General features: G+C 33.9%; 20 protein-coding genes. 9 read left to right on the top strand and 11 right to left on the bottom strand.

The genetic code is table 11. The features are described from left to right. Together A9G28_RS09580 and A9G28_RS09575 are read left to right on the top strand one after the other, a co-directional pair. Window positions 1-423: DUF4878 domain-containing protein (locus A9G28_RS09580; protein WP_065580518.1), on the top strand; the 423-nt coding region annotated here is incomplete at its 5' end. Between the two features lie 115 nt (window positions 424-538). Continuing rightward, the gene (locus A9G28_RS09575) at window positions 539-1,105 is read left to right on the top strand and encodes a hypothetical protein (protein ID WP_081295816.1); all 567 of its coding nucleotides are present in this window, start codon (window positions 539-541) and stop codon (window positions 1,103-1,105) included. A 172-nt stretch (window positions 1,106-1,277) separates the two neighbouring features. On the opposite strand, the gene A9G28_RS13135 is transcribed toward A9G28_RS09575, so the two are convergent. Further along, window positions 1,278-1,460 (bottom strand): integrase core domain-containing protein, encoded by a 183-nt coding sequence (locus tag A9G28_RS13135; RefSeq protein WP_081297854.1) that lies wholly within the window; start codon window positions 1,458-1,460, stop codon window positions 1,278-1,280. A 260-nt stretch (window positions 1,461-1,720) separates the two neighbouring features. Here A9G28_RS13135 and A9G28_RS09570 point away from each other — a divergent pair, with 260 nt between their 5' ends. From A9G28_RS09570 to A9G28_RS09560, 3 genes are all read left to right on the top strand, one after another. Then, complete coding sequence (locus tag A9G28_RS09570; protein ID WP_065566827.1) at window positions 1,721-1,972, top strand: hypothetical protein; 252 nt, start codon at window positions 1,721-1,723, stop codon at window positions 1,970-1,972. 691 nt (window positions 1,973-2,663) lie between these two features. Beyond that, window positions 2,664-3,359: an AzlC family ABC transporter permease gene (locus A9G28_RS09565; RefSeq protein ID WP_065566826.1), complete on the top strand. Its 696-nt coding sequence runs from the start codon at window positions 2,664-2,666 to the stop codon at window positions 3,357-3,359. Beyond that, entirely contained in the window at window positions 3,356-3,679 is a 324-nt protein-coding gene (locus A9G28_RS09560) for an AzlD domain-containing protein (protein WP_065566825.1), read from the top strand. The genes A9G28_RS09565 and A9G28_RS09560 overlap by 4 nt, the downstream gene beginning before the upstream one ends. Before the next feature lie 102 nt (window positions 3,680-3,781). On the opposite strand, the gene A9G28_RS09555 is transcribed toward A9G28_RS09560, so the two are convergent. From A9G28_RS09555 to A9G28_RS09520, 8 genes are all read right to left on the bottom strand, one after another. Next, window positions 3,782-4,684 (bottom strand): heme biosynthesis HemY N-terminal domain-containing protein, encoded by a 903-nt coding sequence (locus A9G28_RS09555; RefSeq protein ID WP_081301562.1) that lies wholly within the window; start codon window positions 4,682-4,684, stop codon window positions 3,782-3,784. 7 nt (window positions 4,685-4,691) lie between these two features. Continuing rightward, window positions 4,692-6,164 (bottom strand): uroporphyrinogen-III C-methyltransferase, encoded by a 1,473-nt coding sequence (locus tag A9G28_RS09550; protein WP_065580515.1) that lies wholly within the window; start codon window positions 6,162-6,164, stop codon window positions 4,692-4,694. A 274-nt stretch (window positions 6,165-6,438) separates the two neighbouring features. Beyond that, window positions 6,439-7,167 carry a uroporphyrinogen-III synthase gene (locus A9G28_RS09545; RefSeq protein ID WP_065580514.1) on the bottom strand — a complete coding sequence of 243 codons (729 nt, stop codon included), beginning with the start codon at window positions 7,165-7,167 and terminating at the stop codon, window positions 6,439-6,441. After that, on the bottom strand, window positions 7,164-8,084 hold the full coding sequence (gene hemC, locus A9G28_RS09540) for a hydroxymethylbilane synthase (RefSeq protein ID WP_065567482.1): 921 nt from the start codon (window positions 8,082-8,084) through the stop codon (window positions 7,164-7,166). The genes A9G28_RS09545 and hemC overlap by 4 nt, the downstream gene beginning before the upstream one ends. A 123-nt stretch (window positions 8,085-8,207) precedes the next feature. Further along, the gene (gene purB, locus A9G28_RS09535; protein WP_065580513.1) at window positions 8,208-9,575 is read right to left on the bottom strand and encodes an adenylosuccinate lyase; all 1,368 of its coding nucleotides are present in this window, start codon (window positions 9,573-9,575) and stop codon (window positions 8,208-8,210) included. Window positions 9,576-9,631: 56 nt separating this feature from the next. Beyond that, window positions 9,632-10,270 carry a high frequency lysogenization protein HflD gene (gene hflD / locus A9G28_RS09530; RefSeq protein WP_065567480.1) on the bottom strand — a complete coding sequence of 213 codons (639 nt, stop codon included), beginning with the start codon at window positions 10,268-10,270 and terminating at the stop codon, window positions 9,632-9,634. A gap of 13 nt (window positions 10,271-10,283) precedes the next feature. After that, entirely contained in the window at window positions 10,284-11,396 is a 1,113-nt protein-coding gene (gene mnmA, locus A9G28_RS09525; RefSeq protein WP_065580512.1) for a tRNA 2-thiouridine(34) synthase MnmA, read from the bottom strand. 257 nt (window positions 11,397-11,653) lie between these two features. Beyond that, complete coding sequence (locus A9G28_RS09520; RefSeq protein WP_065567478.1) at window positions 11,654-12,343, bottom strand: LexA family transcriptional regulator; 690 nt, start codon at window positions 12,341-12,343, stop codon at window positions 11,654-11,656. A gap of 151 nt (window positions 12,344-12,494) precedes the next feature. Between A9G28_RS09520 and A9G28_RS09515 the strand changes: the two genes are divergently transcribed. Then, window positions 12,495-12,749 carry a helix-turn-helix domain-containing protein gene (locus A9G28_RS09515; protein ID WP_065567477.1) on the top strand — a complete coding sequence of 85 codons (255 nt, stop codon included), beginning with the start codon at window positions 12,495-12,497 and terminating at the stop codon, window positions 12,747-12,749. 82 nt (window positions 12,750-12,831) lie between these two features. Here A9G28_RS09515 and A9G28_RS09510 read toward each other — a convergent pair whose 3' ends face one another. Together A9G28_RS09510 and A9G28_RS09505 are read right to left on the bottom strand one after the other, a co-directional pair. Beyond that, entirely contained in the window at window positions 12,832-13,389 is a 558-nt protein-coding gene (locus A9G28_RS09510) for a YggT family protein (protein WP_065567476.1), read from the bottom strand. Window positions 13,390-13,425: 36 nt separating this feature from the next. Next, entirely contained in the window at window positions 13,426-14,127 is a 702-nt protein-coding gene (locus tag A9G28_RS09505; RefSeq protein ID WP_065580511.1) for a YggS family pyridoxal phosphate-dependent enzyme, read from the bottom strand. A 36-nt stretch (window positions 14,128-14,163) separates the two neighbouring features. Between A9G28_RS09505 and A9G28_RS09500 the strand changes: the two genes are divergently transcribed. The 3 genes from A9G28_RS09500 to proC all read left to right on the top strand — a co-directional run bounded on the left by A9G28_RS09500 (window position 14,164) and on the right by proC (window position 18,245). Next, window positions 14,164-15,108, top strand: coding sequence for a type IV pilus twitching motility protein PilT (locus A9G28_RS09500; RefSeq protein WP_065567474.1), 945 nt, complete (start codon window positions 14,164-14,166; stop codon window positions 15,106-15,108). Between the two features lie 547 nt (window positions 15,109-15,655). Next, a complete protein-coding gene (locus tag A9G28_RS09495; RefSeq protein ID WP_141674732.1) occupies window positions 15,656-17,092 on the top strand; it encodes a hypothetical protein in 1,437 nt (478 codons plus the stop codon). A gap of 343 nt (window positions 17,093-17,435) precedes the next feature. Beyond that, a complete protein-coding gene (gene proC, locus A9G28_RS09490) occupies window positions 17,436-18,245 on the top strand; it encodes a pyrroline-5-carboxylate reductase (protein ID WP_065580509.1) in 810 nt (269 codons plus the stop codon). Window positions 18,246-18,268: the final 23 nt, after the last annotated feature.

Genomic DNA, 18,268 nt, shown 5'->3' with positions numbered 1-18,268 from the left:
ATGAAAATGAAAACAATTATTAAATTTTTTAGTGTGTTTTTACTAGCCCTGATGGTAACAGCTTGTTCATCAGAAAAAACACCAGAACAAGTAGCAGAAAAATTTATCACAGCAATCTACAAAGGTGATTTAGATACCGTTATGGATCTGATCTATTTTCCTAAAGAAGATAGCAAAGATATAGATATGACAACGCTTATGAAAAGTAAAATGCAAGAAGCGCTTAAAAGAGGGAAAGCGTTTGCCGATGAACATGGTGGTTTTGATAAAGTCGAAACAGCACCTGCAGAATATACCAATGATGAAAAAACAATGGCTAAAGTACAAGCTATCGCTTCTTTCAAAGATAATACTAAAAAAGATGAAAAAAACATCTCATTAATCAAAATTGATGGTAAATGGTTAATTAATATGAAAATATAAATTATAGCTAATGTTAATTGTTATGTTAGAAATGATAAAAGGGTAAAATTTTACCCTTTTTAATTGTGAAACAATTTTGATGAAATATTACCGTTTCTTTCCTATTATTTTTCTCATGCTGATAAATTTTGCATTTGCTAATCAGCTTGCTTCTTCTTCCAATCAAACCATTGAATTGCCTTATTCTATAAAAGTAGGAGACTGGGTTTTTAGGAAAGGTATACAAACCGATAGTTTTATTGTCAATCAGTTAGGTGGCGGTGATTTCTCACATATTGGTATGATTATATCAATTCAGCCAGAGATTAAAATTATCCACGCTACAACAAGTGATGATAATAATCGCCTCAATCAAGTAATTGTGTCAACCTTAAACGAATTTATTACTCCTGAATTAGCTGAAAAATATGCTATAGCAAGACCTAATTTTTTGTCTGATGTGCAGCGATCGCAAATTGTCAATGACCTTTTAATCAAACAAGGTGAAGCTTTTATATTAGCACCAAGAGAACAACCCCATCTTTATTGCACAACATTACTTTTTGATTCTATTATTAAATTCCAACCTGATTTTAATGTTGAATGGAAGTATACTCATTTTCCAACATTAAGTGGTTTTTATCTCTTTCCCCAAGCATTTGCAAATTATCCCAATATTACTTGGATCTATAAATATCCATAAAACGCATGGTGGTTTATGGCTCTCTGCGCCAGTGTTTGCGCATTTACCCGTTAAAAGGGGCAAGAAATACTATCGTCACACTCTACAATAAACTAGTTCGTTATTATCTTTTCCAATTTAGAATTGGCGTGTAAATACCCCCCCAAACTTAGTACACAACTCACGTAGAAAATTAAACAGCCTGTTTTAGTGTTTTATATTCAATCGGTATCATATTGTGTAATGCCTCATGCGGTCTTTCGGTGTTATAAATCGTTAATCCTTCTTCGGTTATTTTCCTTACTTGCGTTAAGTTGTTATAAAGCAAATTGTTGTTGCGGATTGAACTTATATTCGAATTAACCAACTTTGGCATTATTTATGTATTTTAGTGAATTTACTCGATAGGCAGATTATCGGTTATTGGAGAATTGTTTTAAGGCATTTAATATCCCGCATTCATTAAGCAAGAAAGAGGAACCTTATGATAATACAGTAGCCGAAGCGACATTGAAAACAATTAAAACAAAGTTTGTAAAAGGTCAATGTTTCAATCCCATAACTGAGCTATAACACATTTTTTCGGCTTATACCTATTGGTATAATAATAAACGATGACATTCTTCGCTATGCTACGTGCCTCCTGTCGAATTAAAAAACACTTATCCCTCAATTTTTTTGTTTGAAAATGTGTTGCCATTTCATTTAGCTATAGCAAAAACCCCAGCAAATTCGAGTATTAGTTTAATTATTAGCGATGACTCTGACGGTGTGCCAAAGATAGAGTTAGTCGGCTCAACACATGATGTAAGCAAAACAACCGCAGCTAGTGCAGTGCCAACCACATTTATTATTATGCAGCAAGGAAAAAACAAAAACCGTGTATAGTTTTAAGATTGATAAATGGTATATCCTTAAAAAATCTAAAGTTGAGGCGTATTTTATACGAGAAAAAGTACAAGCATATCGCGATTCAATAGGATGGCACAGAATTCACTAACGCATACCCCAAATATTGGGGTAAAGGTACTAATTTTAGATTATCGTAAGGCTAGGGTGGTTTATTTACTGAGTGGGGTAATTTGATGGGGATATTACCCAAATAGTAGTTTTTTTGTTGACGATTTTGTTGCTTACTATATTGCTGAATTAAGAGAACCTAATAAACGTAGTTTTCCGTGAGTAGTAATATCCAATGTTCGACAGATAAAGGGCGATCGTCCTAATCATGCTCAATATTCAAGAGCGGTTTGTATTAATGGAAAGTAGAGTTCTATAGTTAACTTTTTGCTTTGAATATCTTGGCACAAATATTATAAGCAGAGGAAATGCAGTTACATTGTGCTACTGCATTTTATTTTAGCGTAATAAACTATAGATAAAGCAGTCATTTTTAATTGTTATTTTACCTATTGTTGATTGGTTTAATTTCTAACAATAGGTGCGTTTTTGCAAAATCGAAAATATCGCAAATCAATGAATAACTCATTGCATTTATTTTTATATTCAAGCAAACTGCTGATACTTTGCGCTTATTGATAATTTACGATAATACAATGTTTATTTTTAGGTGGTTGTTATGTCATTAACATTTAAAGATGGAGTTTATGCCTGTATTCCAACATTATTGGGTTACATCGGTATTGGTATTGCGGCTGGAGTTGTGGGCAAATCAGCAAACTTGTCAGTATTTGAAGTTACGTTGCTGGCTATCATCGTTTATGCTGGTGCAGCACAATTTATTATTGCTGGATTAATGATGGTAGCGACACCCATTTCGGCCATTATTTTTACTACTTTTTTAATTAATTCACGTCATTTCTTAATGAGCATGGCAACAGCCCCCATTTTTCGCAAGTTTTCGCTATTTAATAATATTGGTATTGGTAGCTTATTGACTGACGAAACTTTTGCTGTTGCTATGAATGCTATTGCTAATAAAGAGCCTATTAACGCAGCTTGGATGCATGGACTTAACTTAACCGCTTATACTACTTGGATTTTATCTTGCTTATTGGGTGCTTTAATTGGTGAATGGTTACCCGATCCTGCTCTGTTCGGTTTAGATTATGCTCTAGTAGCCATGTTTATTGGTTTGTTATATTTGCAATTAATTGGTGATAAAAGTAAGCATTTTAAAAATCGAATTTTAGCAATGCTAACGGTTGCGGTTACGCTTATTTTGTTAATGCGCTTTGTATCTCCTGAAATGGCTATTTTAATCAGTACGCTTATCGGTTGTTTTATGGGGATGGCAATGGAGCGTGATGTATGACAATGTATAGCTTATTAATTATTTTCGGTTGTGGGTTAGTGACTTGGTTGCCGAGAATTATCCCATTTTTATTGGTTCGGAAATTGCAGTTACCTAATAGTGTAATTCAGTTTTTGTCGTATGTACCTTTATGTATTTTAACTGCACTGTTTGTGCAAAATTTATTTGTAGCAAAACAAGGACAGTTTCCTACTTTTAATATAGAGTATTGCTTAGCAACAATTCCAACTGTCATTATTGCTTTTGTAACCAAAAATTTAATGTGTATTGTGGTTGCTGGTATATGCTTTATGGCGTTAATTCGTTACTTTATTGTTTGATTTTACGTTATTCGATAATTAATTTCTAATTACGATGTATAAAGGCTATTTTAAGCACAAATAAAAAACAGGGCATTTGCCCTGTTTTTTATTTGTGCGCTTTTATGTTCTTTCTTTTGGTTCTAGCTTATTTATCGACTTTAATAACTTTTCTGCCTCATTGGTTTGGCCTAATTGATTAAAACTATCGGCTACCGCTTTTTGATAAGTAATATTATTTAAGATGGCTCGGGGTTGTGAGTGCCACCATTTTACTAGCGCTTGAGGATCATCGCTAGCTGAAAGTTGTTTAATTCGGCCAATATAGGCTGTTTGTTTAAGCTGATCTAATCGCAATTCGCTATACACTTTAGCTTTATACATTGCTGGCAATAGGTCTATGATTGCTTGATAATCGCCCATTTCGTAATAAAGTTGATCAGCTAGTCTAAGCACTTCACCATTGCGTGGTTTTTCGTTTAATAGTTGATTCAATGTCATTCTTGCAGCAGTGTATTCGTGGTTTTTTATTTGTAAGCGAATCTGTACCAATTGAAAGGTAAATAAATCTTTTGATTGGCAACTTTTAGCAGCTTGCTCAAGAGATTGATTTGCCTCAATTAATTCATTATTATTGATTTGAGCTTGGGCTGCAAGTAAATACGATAAAGTGATATTTTTTGCCCCTTTAGCGCTTTTTACAAAAAGTTTGGCAGCTTGCTTATAATCGCCCTCAAGCAATAAGGTTTGTGCTTGTTCAATGCGTTTTATTGATTTTTTTGGAGAATGTAAGCTTAGCCAATTGCCTAATGCCGTTTTAGAACTAAATATTTTACTAAAAAAACAATAAATTAGGTAAAGGAAAAGCAACCCAATTAATTCAAATATCATAAATGAATTAAACGACATGCTAATACGATAATTAGCAAATTCAAATACCGCTGAGCCTTGCTGCCCTTGTAATAATGGCCCAAGAAACAATCCACCAACTAGCACTAAGAAAATAATTAGTATTTTTATCATCATTATTCTCCTATTTTGCTAACATTGAACGAACACGGGTTTGCATCAGTTTTTCAAGCTCGCCGATGCTAGCTAGGTCTTCTGGGACATTTTGATTACTGATAGATTGATTTTGTAAACTTTCAAGTTCATTAATGAATGCTTTCACGCTTGGCGCATTACCATCAAAATAGGCATTAACCCAAATAGCGGCATCGCTAAGTGCTCGTTGGTAAATAAGTTCTTGATGCCTTGGTACTGCTTGTGCTGCAATCAATAGGCGGAAACGAATGTTTTCACGCAGGTAGAGTGATTGTTCTAAACTCAGTGGTGCTTTTAAAATTTGGCATTTTGTGATTTGTTTTTCATCTTTGCCAGCTTGCTCTAAGCATGCTTTAAAATTGTTATCTTTATCGTCAAATTTTTCAATAGTAATGAATTTATCCATAAAGGTCTTAGCACTGCTTAACAAATTGCTGGACCACTCACTAATTGATGATGATAACTCATTATTATTGTTATCAACTACATTATTAGAATTCGCCTGTACAGTATTGCTGGTGGTATCAACATTTTGAGATTTATCATTATAGCTGTTTGCATTGGTAGTATCTTCGCTATATAGCGTCATACCAAGGTCAATATCTTTATAATTACCAACTAAAGGTAATTCGGTAATTGATTCTGACAGACCAATTAAGTTAATAATAATACCATCGGTATCAATAAAGCTTACTTGAGCGAGCGAATTGATATCTTTACCAATAGCTTGCCTTGCAGGTAGTAAGCTTGGATCCTCAGCTTGTACAAGGCTTTGATCTGCACTTTTTAGTAGTAATCGTGCTGATGTGTAATCTTGGTCATTCCATATTTTACGACCTGCTAAATGTACTAAATAATTTGCTTGTGAAATTAACCAAACATTGTGATCGGTGGTGGACATAGCAGCTAAGCGTTCATTAATTTTTTGCAAGTTTTGTTCGGTAAGTTTTAATGAATCATTAAATTGATTGCTTAATTGCTGTTGCTTTTCTTGCTGATCGTCAAGCTCACGCTTAACACGCTGTTCTAACGAGTTAAATTGTTGGTTTTGCTTATTGATTGCATCGTTAATACTATCTTGTAAATCATTGGTGATGCTTTGTTTTGTTGTTTGTTTTAAATTTGCCAATTCAGTTTGCAATGTCGAAATGACCTTTTTTTGCTGCTTAATTTGCTGATGACCATAATAAAAACCAAAACCACTTAAGCAAAGGGTTAATGCTATAGCAATTATCGATAGCTTTGAAGTAGGGGTACAGCTACTGTTGGCGTTGTTGTTAATTGACTTGGGTTGAGCCTTAGATGCTACAGGTGGATAAGGTTGTGGGTCTGTTGAATTTCTTTTGTCTTCTTTCATAGTCTTATTTGCTTCATTTTGAGTCGCAGTTGTTGATGGTTGGCTAAATGAAGTTGTGTTTATTGTTGATAGTGTTGCATTGGCGCCATAGTATTTTGGTGGCATAAATGACCTCATTTAGATTTATTAGAAATTTATATTGGCATTATGACACAGAGTTAATCTCGTTTTAAATAAATTTTGATTATTCTTTTATTGAAAAAAGATCATATACTATTTTTAAGTAGCTTGTTTATTATTAAATTGAGTTGATTTTATTTTTAGATTCACAACAGCCGGCTCGAAGTCGAGTACTATTTTTCTCAGTATTTATTGATCATTCATCTTGTACCTTTAATGGCTTTACTTGGTATATGAACATTGTATTAATCTATTTTTATTATATAGTTATAGCATGGTTTATCGTTATAGCCTCAAACAGATTTTGATTATTGGCACTATTGACCAGTAGAATTTTTTGCCATTTAAGTTGTTTGGCTTTTGCAAAGATTCGTTGGCTTGTGACAACAAGATTAACCTGCATTTTATGTTTAAGATTGCTATATAACTCAAGTTGGATTAAGTGTTCTAGGCTGGTAATAATGATGATTTGGTTTTCAGTATTTCTAGAGAATATATTCGATGGATAGTTGATTGGCTTGCGATCATAACACGCTATAGATTTAACCTTAGCTTTTCGATTTGTTAATGTTTGTGCTAATAATTGTCGTCCCGAATTGCCACATAAAATTAAAATGGTATGATTTTGTACAGATTCTTGTTGAAGTTTTGCCAATAACCCTTCGCTATTTTCTTTTTCGGGATAGTTGATTTTAGCTGTAGTGAATTGGCTGAATAATTGTGCTGACTTTTTGCCTATTGCGTAATAACGAATGTTAGTTGGCAATATTAGATTTGAAAAATGTGCATTAATAACATGCGTAACTTGCGGTGAAACAATAATGACTATATCGTTGGGTACAAGATTATTGAATTGTTCTTGTAAATTTAGAAGCTCATTTCCTTGTGAGATTTTAAAAAATGGGAGATGTTGCGCTGGCAAGTTTGCTTGATTAAATAGTTGGGCAAGCTTTTCACCCTCTGGAGAGGGTCTGGTTACAAAAATCATTTTTGATGTAATTCCTGTAATATTGTTTTTGCACCTTGTTTTAGCAGGCAATTTGCTAGCTCTTGTCCTAGCCTTTCTGCTTCGGTTAAACTACCAGTTAACGAGGCTTTGATTATGTTAGAACCATCAATGCATCCAACAAGGCCCTCTAATAATAAGGTATTATTATTTAATTGACTATAGCAAGCAATGGGGACTTGGCAACCACCTTGTAAGGCTTTATTCATCGCTCTTTCAGCTTGGATACAAATGTGGCTATTTTTATCATCAAGCACTGAAAGAATATCTAATATTTGCTTGTCATTTGTTCTTGTTTCAATGCCAATCGCACCCTGTCCAACAGCAGGTAAAATTAAGCTGGTATCAATATATTGTTTGATTCTGCCATCTAATGCCAACCGTTTTAAGCCAACTGCAGCTAAAATAATTGCGTCATACTCATTATTGTCGAGCTTCGCTAAACGAGTGCCGACATTACCTCGAAGTTCTTTAATTTGTAAATGTGGATATTTAGCTCGCAATTGACATTGACGTCGTAAGCTTGATGTGCCAACCACTGCATTATTGGGTAGTTCATCTAGGTTTGAATATTTATTTGAAATAAACGCATCACGTACATCATCTCGTTTGCAAATTGTCGTGAGAGCTAGCCCTTCGGGAAACTCAGCAGGAATATCTTTTATCGAGTGGACAGCAATATCTGCCTCATTATTTAGTATTGCTTGTTCTAGTTGTTTAACAAAAAGGCCTTTTCCTCCAATTTTTGATAGTGGGCTATCAAGTAATACGTCACCTTTAGTTGTCATAGGGAGCAAATCCACCGTTAAATTTGGGTGAGCAGCTAATAGCTGTTGCTTAACAAAATTAGCTTGCCATAGAGCTAAAGGGCTTTTTCGTGTTGCAATGCGGATATTCAATTACAGTTTCCTATCTCTACAAATTATATACTTTTATTTGACTCAATTAATGAGTTTATTTTACAGCCTGAAAGGTTTGCAGTAGCTCGTTTCAGGCTATTTATTAGATTTAAGTGGTTATTATTATAGTTTGTCAACAAAACTCGTTGCGTAACCGATATAGTTAGCTGGGGTTAGCTGTTTTAATCGCATTTTTTCAGCTTCGGGCAACGCTAAAGAGTCGATAAATTGTTTAATGTCTTGTACATCAACACGTTTCCCTCTAGTTAATTCTTTTAATTTTTCGTAGGGTTTTTCTATTCCATAACGACGCATAACTGTTTGGATAGGCTCGGCAAGCACTTCCCAATTACAATTAAGCTCTTCAAGTAAATAAGCCTCGTTGACTTCAAGTTTATTTAACCCTTTTAAAGTTGATTGGTAAGCGATAATGGCATAGCCAATGCCAACTCCAAGATTACGTAAGACTGTTGAGTCAGTTAAATCGCGTTGCCAGCGAGAAATTGGCAATTTGCTGCCTAAATGCTTTATGATAGCATTGGCAAGCCCTAAGTTGCCCTCTGAGTTTTCAAAGTCAATCGGGTTAACTTTATGTGGCATTGTAGAAGATCCTATTTCACCTGCAATAGTCTTTTGCTTGAAGTGATTTAATGCAATATAGCCCCAAATATCACGATCAAAGTCGATTAGAATGGTATTAAAGCGTGCTACACAATCAAAGAATTCTGCAATATAGTCATGAGGTTCGATTTGTGTGGTATAAGGATTCCATTTTAGTCCTAGCGAGTAGACAAAATCTTCACTGAATTTATGCCAATTTACTTGTGGATAAGCTACAATATGTGCATTATAGTTGCCTGTCGCTCCGTTAATTTTCCCCAGTATTTCAACCGCTTGTAACTGTTTTAACTGGCGTTTTAGGCGGTAAGCTACATTGGCAAATTCTTTACCGATTGTTGTGGGGGTAGCTGGTTGACCGTGTGTTCTTGAAAGTAGTGGTAAGTCCCGATAAGCTTTTGCTTGTGCGCTGATGTTATCAATTAGCTTATTCCAATAGGGGATTAAGATAGACTCTTTAGCTGTTTTTAGCATTAATGCATAAGATAAGTTGTTAATGTCTTCTGATGTGCAGGCAAAATGAATAAACTCATTGATTGCGTGTAATTCCTCGTTTGTGCTGACTTTTTCTTTTAAATAATACTCCACCGCTTTGACATCATGATTGGTTGTTTTTTCAATTTCTTTAATGCGATTTGCATCTTGTTCACTAAATTGTTCAATAATTTGGTTCAGATGATCGATAGCTGATTGGCTTAAGGCTGGAATTTCTAAAATATCTGCTTGTGAGGCTAATTTTTGTAGCCAACAAATCTCGACTTGGACACGGTATTTTAATAAACCATATTCGCTAAAAATGGTGCGTAATTCTCTTGTTTTTTCGCCATAACGCCCATCAATGGGTGAAAGGGCTGTAAGTGCAGATAATTCCATCGGTTTAACTCCGTTGCTATTTTGAAATATCAGTTATAAAGTGTAAGCTAGTTTGCTCAATTAATTTGCTCTAATAGCTGTTGTGCAGCGCTACAAATGCGCTTGCGGTTAAAAATAAGTTGAAAACGATTGCCACCAACTTGATACCATAAAATGGCGGATCGAACACAACCCAAAAGCGCTGTTCTTACTTTAGCTTGCACTAATGTGTTTTGCAAAAACTCGACTTTGCCAATCACTTTAATTTTAGTTGATATAGGGCTGATGATATCAGAATAAATTCCTGCTAAAGAATAAGATAGGTCATCAATATGCGCTCTAACAATTTCATCACTTATATCGGGATAAAGTGATGATATACGTTTTAATCGCTGATCTATCTTATCTAATGCGTCATTATTTTTTAGTAGTTTGCTTGTAATGCTAAGTGTGCCAAACAGGTAACGAATAATTTGGGTTTGTTCTTTTTGCCCCGATGATAATAGTTGTATTAATGTTTGTAATCCTGTTTTGATGTTTTCAATGCCATCATAAACATCGTCTGTAGTCTTTGGCGTAATTTTAAAAACGCTTTTTATTGCTTGTTCATAAATTATGGTACTGCAAACACCCGTGTTAGCAAGTTGAGGCACTAATATTGCGCTTTGTACAGCACCAGCAAGCGCAATAGCAATATGATGGTATTTATTATTCACTTTTTAGAACTCCTTACTTACTGCTTTTTATTCGTTCTTCTATAATACCACCACCAAGGCATACTTCGCCGTTATAAAATACTGCTGATTGACCTGGCGTTACAGCTGCAACAGGACTATCAAAAATAACTTTGATTTTGTCATCAGTTAATGGAGTAACTTGGCAGGCTATGTCTTGTTGGCGATAGCGTGTTTTTACGGTGCAACTAAATGGTTGAGTTACCTCTTTACGGTCAACCCAATGTAGTTGCTGAGCAATTAACCCGTCTGAAAACAGTGCAGGGTGATCATGACCTTGTGCTACAATCAATTCGTTATTGATTAGATCTTTATCAACAACATACCATGGCGTGTCATCTGCCTGTTTTAATCCACCAATTCCTAAGCCTTTTCGTTGTCCTAACGTATGATACATAAGGCCTTGATGTTGACCAATCACTTCACCATCGACAGTACGAATTTTACCTGCTTGAGCGGGTAAATATCGTGCTAAAAACTCACTAAATTTGCGTTCCCCAATAAAACAGATACCAGTTGAGTCTTTTTTAGTTGCAGTAGCTAGACCAAGTTGCTGTGCAATTTTGCGCACTTCAGGTTTTTCAAGTTCACCAACGGGGAATAAACTTTGATGGATTTGCGATTCACTAAGAGTATAGAGAAAATAACTCTGGTCTTTGTTGTTGTCGATACCTCGCAGTAACTCAACTTTATTATCTACTTCTCGTTTGCGCACATAATGTCCAGTTGCAATGTAATCAGCACCAAGATCTTCAGCTGCGTATTCAAGAAATGCTTTAAATTTAATTTCTTTATTACATAAAATATCAGGGTTTGGTGTGCGTCCTGCTTTGTATTCAGATAAAAAATGTTCAAAAACATTATCCCAATACTCGGCAGCAAAATTAATAGTATGTAGTTTAATGTTTAATTTATCACAAACAGCTTGGGCGTCTGCTAAGTCAGCAGCGGCTGAGCAATATTCTTCTGTGTCGTCTTCTTCCCAGTTTTTCATAAATAATCCAACAACATTATATCCTTGTTGTTGTAATAAATAAGCAGAGACAGAAGAGTCAACGCCACCAGACATACCGACAACGACTTTTTTTTGGGTTTTTATATTTGGCATAATGATTATATTAATAGGTAAAATTAATCAAAAAATTTGATGCTAATTTTAACATAATTAGGGAAAAAAGCATAAAGTTATGCTAGTAGCGATTGTCATGTTAGTTTAGTTTTTGCGCTAGTTTTATACTAAAATGCTCATTTTCCAAAAATTTTGATGTTTTATTTGGCACGGAAAAAAACGAGATGGTAATGGATTAAAACAGCTTTATTCTATCAAATTCATAAAGCTGTTATTATTTAAAAGGTTAATTAGAATTAGTTAAGATCTTTTAATAAGTAAACAACAAGACCTATAATTTTAAAATCTTGAGGTTCAGATTTATCACCAATGATAGCAGGGTACTTAGGGTTGTCACAAAGTAACGCTAAATTAGCACCTTGATTTTGAATGCGCTTAATACTAATTTGATCCTCATATTCCACTGCATATAAGTAGCCATCAATTGGTTTGCAATGTGCTTTGTTGATAATAAGTATATCATGATTTGATATTGTAGGCTCCATACTATCACCTTTTGCCCATACCGCAGTTAAGTCTTCGTAGTCACAACATTGATGTTTTATTAAGTTAACATCAAAAGGAATTGATTCAATTTGTGAATAAGAATTATTCGTTTCGTTTAGATGGTGAAATGGGATATGCACAGAACTGCGACGTTTGGATTCTGGCAATAAACGACATTCTCCTTTACCTGTTACTAGCCACTCAATCGGAATATCGCATTTTTGAGCAATAATAGCTAGCCTATTTAATGCTGGATAGGTTTTCCCTGACAGGTAATCCCGTATTACAGCTTCCGACATACCAACTTTTTTAGCAAAGGCATTACCTGATATACCTTCTAATACTAGATTTAATCTATTCCTAAAATTAATTACTCCTGTATCGGTTAGTGCTCGTGTTTTTTCTTTTTCATATTGTTTTTTTGCGTTGCTTTTGGTCATTTTCTGTCCCTTTCCATGTGTTTTTTTGTTTTTGTTATTTTAATTCGTTTTTTTATGTGTTATTCTTTGCTAGATGATTTCTTATATTTTGAGCATTGTAATACCGATAATCTTTACAATAGCAAAAGTTTAACTAATAGAGGATCTCATAATGAGAGAACAAGATCAAGACTGGACACCATCTAGAGTTGTAGGCGAAATTAAAATAAGAGGGGGGAATTTAAGAGCATTGTCGAGAGCTAGCGGATTGCAGGCCGATACTTTGAGAAATGCATTATATCGGCATTGCCCTAAATATGAGCGAATTATTTCTGAATATTTGCAAGTTCCTGTTGAAAAAATTTGGCCATCACGTTATCAATCAAAAGGCCAAAATAATATAAATATAAAAAATACTAAAATGTGATTATTTTTTTACAAAATATACTGTGAATTATATTGATGTTTACAGATAATCTGAGGGAGCTATTGCTCCCTTTTATTTTGTTTTAAAGCAACAACCACAAATAGCCAAAAATATCGACAGCGAACCTATTTAAAAACATCAGAATAAACACAAAAATCATAAATGAAATATCAATCATACCAATTGGTGGCACAATACGTCGTATAGGTGCAATAAAAGGCTCCGTTAACTGAGCAAGAAGCTCATCAGCATTTGATTGTCCGCGACTAATCCAACTTAAAATTGCTCGAAATAACAATAACCAAAATAATAAATATCCAAACGCATGAGCTATTGCTGCAAGAGCATAGAGAAGGTATTCACTAGACCAAATTGGCGTGTTAATTATTCCATAATGGCAAATAAAAATAATTTTAATCAATGCAAATAGGTATAATAACAACCAAGTAGCGGTATCTATACGTCCAATTGAAGGAATAGCTTTACGTAATGGGCCAATAACAGGTTGAGTAATGCGAACAATAAATTGGGTAAAAGGGGTATAGAAATTTACTCGTACCCGTTGCATCCATAAGCGTAAAATTAAAATATATAAACATGCTGTTAAGACCGATTTCCCTAAAAAATAAAGTGATGTCATTTAAAACTCCTTAACTAAATATATTTTGGCAATATATCACAAATACTGCCTTGCCCCAAAGATAGCAGTACCAATACGAACCATCGTGCTACCTGCAACAATCGCAGCTTGCATGTCGCTACTCATGCCCATGGATAATGTGTCCATAAATGGATAATCAGCTTGTAAAGAATGCAAAAGTTCCTGCATTCTGGTAAAGACATTTAATTGTTTGCTAAAATCATCTTCTATTTCAGGAATGGCCATTAATCCACGTAAATTTAGATTGGGTAGCGCAATAATTTGTTTTACTAAACCCGCAACTTCTTCAGGGGCAACTCCTGACTTGCTAGCTTCTTGGCTAATATTAACTTGAATTAGTACATTTAATTTAGCCATGGATGTAGGGCGCTGATCATTTAAACGTTGAGCAATTTTGAAGCGATCAATGGTATGCATCCAGTCAAAATTTTCTGCCACTAATTTACTTTTATTCGACTGTAAAGGCCCAATAAAATGCCAAGTTAAAAGTTTGGACGGCATAGTTTTTTTGAAATATTGGATCTTTTCTATACCTTCTTGAACATAATTTTCGCCAAAAGAAAATTGGCCAGCATTTATTGCTTCTGTGATCTGTTGTACTGGTTTAGTTTTACTAACTGCAATAAGTTCTATTGTATTGGGATCTCGTTTGCATTTTGATGCGATTGTTTCAATTTCATTTCTAATAGCCAATAAATTGTCATGTATTGTATTCATTTTAATTCCCAATTAATAATTACTAGGTTAATTGTAATGTTAAACTCCATATTAGCGCTTAGTGTAACGCAAAATGCTTCAGATTTGCATCTTTCAAGTGGCGAAGCTGTACGGATTCGCATTAATGGGCAACTACAGATTTTATCAAAAGAAAAATTGTTACCATTAAACTTGGAAATTGAATTATTAAAGTTACTGAATGAAGTACAAAAAAAACAATTACAACAAAATAGACAAATTGATTTGGCCTATCAAACGGCAGGAATAGGTCGATTTAGGGTCAATATTTTTTATCAACAACGGGGCATTTCAGCTGTATTTCGAATAATTAAAAATTATATTCCCGATCTATCTGAGATAGGCGCACCAGAGGTTTTTAAGAAACTAATCAAGTACGAAACAGGTATAATATTAGTTACTGGTTCGACCGGAAGTGGTAAATCAACCACGCTTGCATCATTAATTCAGCACATCAATTTGACCCAGTCTAAGCACATTATTACTCTAGAGGATCCTATTGAATTTATCTATCAAAGTCAAAATTCATTAGTTCAGCAAAGAGAACTTACCTATTTTGATCATGCCATTATTGATAGTATTTTAAGACAAGATCCTGATATTATATTATTAGGTGAATTACGCAATAAACACGCAATTCAAGCAGCATTAACTGTCGCTGAAACTGGCCATTTAGTTTTTGCTACTTTGCATACAAATTCTGCTATTCAAAGCATAAATCGTATGATTGATGTATTTGAAAGCAACTCACATGATTTTATCCGTACACAATTAGCTAACAGTTTAAAAGCTGTTATAAGCCAAAAACTAGTGCCTACCGAACAAGGACGTAAAGCATTGTTTGAAATTCTAATCAATACACCAGCTATTAGTAATTTGATTAGTGAAGGAAAAATTAAACAAATTTTTTCGATTATGCAGACCGGGCAACAGTATGGCATGCAAATTATGGCTGATAATTAGGGATTAGCTATTATACAGTTCTATACCAATCTAATTTTTGAATGATAACAACGAATAAATAAAAGTAGATCTTTACAAATCTTTACAAAAAATAGTTTTTTTTTATTTTTTAACTGTGTGCTTTTTAGTTATAATTGAGCGATTCTTATATATTCTATTTATGAAAGCGATTCACCTAGTCTAGGTATTATAAAATTAGCTAACAAATTAAATTTATTTAATAAATTTAATTTGTTAGGAAGCTGTAACTTGAAAAAATGGAAGGAAAATGATATAATGTTAGCACAGACACACAGACACACAGACACACAGACACACAGACACATTTGAACAATGCCGAAAGTTAACACTACCATTATGGATTTCATCCTTTTTTAAGGTTTTCCAGTGCTTTCCTTATCATAATACACACCTAATAATATTTTTAAATTTTGCACAACAAATAAAACCTGTATTTTTAATAAAAATAACTAAAGCAAAAGCATATGGTAATATTCTTGAGTTAATACATATTCTTTTAAATATTAGACATAATGTTTTCAAAATTATGATGGCGCTATTCGGTTTAATAATATCTAATAACGTGGCGTCAATTTTATCTGCTGTAACAACAAAAGAGATTTATGGTAGTGCGCCATACTTAACTTTTGATGGTGGACGTTCGCATGCTGATTCTGTTTCTCCATTATTGTCAATTATGCTACCTGATAATAAAGTTATTAATGCATTAGAAGATGAATCAAGTATGGAAAGTCCGATAATGTTAGATAAAAAATCTGTTACTTTTGCTGATATAAAAACGTTGGTACCATTTAAAAACTATCCAAATATATTAACCGATGAAGTTATTGATAATAATGGTTATTGGCAAGATGATGATGGCGATAACCTTAATCACACAAGCACAAGTAAATTAATTATTAACTGGCAAAATTTGGAAGGTCAAGATATAACTAGTTATGTAAAAAACAACTCAAATAGCGTATTGAATGGGTGTGATGCGCCTTATAAACTGACCTTAGAATTAGATGATATTGAAATAGTGACTCAATATGGTATACCATCAAAAAGTGGTAAATTTACAGGTGGGAAACATACCTATTATATTTACCCTAAAATTGATAAGCCTAAATTTTGTTATGCTAAACCGAATTTAGAATTTGATTTTCATTCAGGTAAAATCCCTTATGATGGAGCGATTTCTTCTATTAACGCAGGAAATGGCGAGTGGAATAAACATAGGGGGTTTTATGCTTATAATCCAGCTAATCCTGGCGCAAATTTTCCAACCACAGGCTCCCATAATTTGTTTTTTTATTTGAGTGTTGCAGGAATGAAAGCACAAGAATTTATTAATGCAAATGGTAATACAATTAGCAAAGGGGGAGTGACATTAAAATTAAATGCTGAAAATAATTCTCCTACTGGTTTAGTTAAAATGACTTTAATTGGTCCTAAAGAAAATAACCCTAGTGCTTTCCAGCCCTCGGTTTTTTCATTGCATGGTACCCACAATGAACCATTATATAGTTTTAAACTAGAGCGTTGGTATGTGGCTAAAAAAGGTGGTGCAGGGGGGTATCAAAATGCTGTAACGTTTTGTAATAGTTTTAATGGTGGTGGGTATCGTGTAATTAAAGTACTGGACTTTTCTAATTCAAATCGAGCAGGAAGTGTTGATTGGCAAAATGGTATAATAGACGAAACTTATTTACGAAAAATTAGTTATAAAGAAAATGGTTATTGGATGGGAGGATTACTTAGCGAATGGGGGCGTATGACTCAAATTTACTACAAAGACAGTGATTGGGAGTTTTTTCAAGTAGGTGATCCGGAGTGGAAGGATGCAACTAACCGTGCATATTATTGGACATCAGATCAAAAATACAAGGGCACTAATTTTGTTGTAGAGGCTAATAATGGGCTTGTTGGTGATAGAGGGCATTCAGATCAAGATTATAGAGTAGCCTGCGTTACTCCTTAATTTGTAGTTATCATCTAAAACAGATCTAATCATGATTATTTAGGCAAGTAAAGAACTCAATTTTTTGCCTAGATAATCAATAAAGTTCATACAGATGTAAACTAAGAACTAATCTGATTGCTAATTAGTTTTTAGACAATACGCCCGCAAATGCTACTTTTCTTATTTAAAAAGTAAAATGTTTAACAACTATTGATCACACACTTTAATAGAAATTAGTTTTAGATTTAAAAATACTTATGAATATAGTTAACAATAAACTATATTGTTAAAAAGTGAGTTTTGTATCAAAAAAATATTCTATAATTGTGAAAAAGCATTGATATTAAAAGGTGATAAATAAATGGAACAAAAAATTGGTTTTATTGGTTTAGGTAACATGGGAAATGCCATACTGCAAGGTATTTTGGGTAGTAATATTGTGCCAGGAACACAAATTTATGTTTATGATCATCATCCGGAAAAAGGTCAAGTTCTTAATCAAACTTATTCAGTAAATGATCTCGATTCAGCAAGAGATGTTGCTCGTGAGGCCGATATAGTTTTTATTGCGGTTAAACCTAATGTGATTATAGATGTTCTTACAGATATTCAGAAAGAATTAAAAAAGAATACAATTGTGATTTCAATTGCTGCTGGAGTTACTATTAGAGCAATTACAAAATGTATCGGCTATGAACAAAAAATAGTTAGAGTTATGCCAAATACACCCGCTTTAGTTAATGCGGCAATGTGTTCCATTACACCAAATACCGAAGTAACTGATGGAGAGCTAACTATTGTAGAAACGTTACTAAACTGTATCGGCAAAACTGAAGTTGTGCCAGAATATTTAATTGATGCTGTTGTTGGCGCTAGCGGCTCTTCTCCTGCATTTGTCTTTATGTTTATTGAAGCATTGGCTGATGGAGCCGTAAAAGGCGGATTATCAAGAAAGCAAGCTTATAAATTTGCAGCACAGGCTGTTTTTGGTTCAGCAAAAATGCTATTAGAAACAGGCAAACATCCTGGCGAATTAAAAGATATGGTTTGTTCTCCTGCAGGTACAACAATTGAAGGTGTACAGATGCTTGAAGCTAAAGGGTTTAGATCGGCTATTATTGATGCAGTAGAAGCAACGATAAAAAAATCTCAAGCAATGGGAAAAGATTAATATCATAAAATTTATCATGTTAT

It is taken from the genome of Gilliamella sp. Fer1-1 (assembly GCF_001690825.1).
Classification (GTDB): Bacteria; Pseudomonadota; Gammaproteobacteria; order Enterobacterales; family Orbaceae; genus Gilliamella; species Gilliamella apicola_C.
Note: the sequence above shows the minus strand (reverse complement) of the source record. Positions and strands in the feature narration are given on the sequence as shown.

Bases quoted from the DNA above. Each gene is read 5' to 3' on its own strand.
- A9G28_RS09565 (WP_065566826.1), top strand. From the start codon at position 2,664: ATGTCATTAACATTTAAAGATGGAGTTTATGCCTGTATTCCAACATTA.
- A9G28_RS09510 (WP_065567476.1), bottom strand. From the start codon at position 13,389: ATGACATCACTTTATTTTTTAGGGAAATCGGTCTTAACAGCATGTTTA.
- A9G28_RS09555 (WP_081301562.1), bottom strand. From the start codon at position 4,684: ATGATGATAAAAATACTAATTATTTTCTTAGTGCTAGTTGGTGGATTG.
- A9G28_RS09505 (WP_065580511.1), bottom strand. From the start codon at position 14,127: ATGAATACAATACATGACAATTTATTGGCTATTAGAAATGAAATTGAA.
- A9G28_RS09545 (WP_065580514.1), bottom strand. From the start codon at position 7,167: ATGATTTTTGTAACCAGACCCTCTCCAGAGGGTGAAAAGCTTGCCCAA.
- A9G28_RS09550 (WP_065580515.1), bottom strand. From the start codon at position 6,164: ATGCCACCAAAATACTATGGCGCCAATGCAACACTATCAACAATAAAC.
- purB (WP_065580513.1), bottom strand. From the start codon at position 9,575: ATGGAATTATCTGCACTTACAGCCCTTTCACCCATTGATGGGCGTTAT.
- A9G28_RS13135 (WP_081297854.1), bottom strand. From the start codon at position 1,460: ATGCCAAAGTTGGTTAATTCGAATATAAGTTCAATCCGCAACAACAAT.
- A9G28_RS09520 (WP_065567478.1), bottom strand. From the start codon at position 12,343: ATGACCAAAAGCAACGCAAAAAAACAATATGAAAAAGAAAAAACACGA.
- A9G28_RS09495 (WP_141674732.1), top strand. From the start codon at position 15,656: ATGATGGCGCTATTCGGTTTAATAATATCTAATAACGTGGCGTCAATT.
- A9G28_RS09575 (WP_081295816.1), top strand. From the start codon at position 539: ATGCTGATAAATTTTGCATTTGCTAATCAGCTTGCTTCTTCTTCCAAT.
- A9G28_RS09560 (WP_065566825.1), top strand. From the start codon at position 3,356: ATGACAATGTATAGCTTATTAATTATTTTCGGTTGTGGGTTAGTGACT.
- A9G28_RS09500 (WP_065567474.1), top strand. From the start codon at position 14,164: ATGTTAAACTCCATATTAGCGCTTAGTGTAACGCAAAATGCTTCAGAT.
- mnmA (WP_065580512.1), bottom strand. From the start codon at position 11,396: ATGCCAAATATAAAAACCCAAAAAAAAGTCGTTGTCGGTATGTCTGGT.
- A9G28_RS09515 (WP_065567477.1), top strand. From the start codon at position 12,495: ATGAGAGAACAAGATCAAGACTGGACACCATCTAGAGTTGTAGGCGAA.
- proC (WP_065580509.1), top strand. From the start codon at position 17,436: ATGGAACAAAAAATTGGTTTTATTGGTTTAGGTAACATGGGAAATGCC.